The sequence below is a fragment of the Oleiphilus sp. HI0125 genome (assembly GCF_001635355.1).
This window is the reverse complement of the sequence record NZ_LWGF01000557.1, coordinates 1-314: the sequence shown is the minus strand read 5'-3', so window position 1 is coordinate 314 and position 314 is coordinate 1. Positions and strand designations below refer to the sequence as shown.

Genomic DNA, 314 nt, shown 5'->3' with positions numbered 1-314 from the left:
TTAATGCGCCGTTTTGGTAGAAAAACGATAACCGGTACCTCGAACAGTTTGAACTAAGGCTTCATGGCGTTTGCCGATCGCTTTGCGCAAACGACGAATGTGTACATCAACAGTGCGTTCTTCCACATAAACATTACCACCCCAAACGAGGTCCAATAGCTGCGCTCGCGTGTAGACGCGATCTTGGTGTGTCATGAAAAACTGCAGAAGTTTATATTCTGTTGGCCCCATCGAAAGCGTTTCACCTTCTGAGCTAACACGGTGACAGACTGGATCGAGCTCTAAGCCATCAATATTAATCGCAGACTCTAACC

Annotated in this window: 1 protein-coding gene; it reads right to left on the bottom strand. The window is 46.8% G+C overall.

The window, feature by feature from the left end; genetic code table 11:
* Positions 1–314, bottom strand: a 314-nt coding sequence (locus tag A3762_RS07005; protein WP_197469106.1) for a winged helix-turn-helix domain-containing protein, incomplete at its 5' end; no start/stop codon positions are given.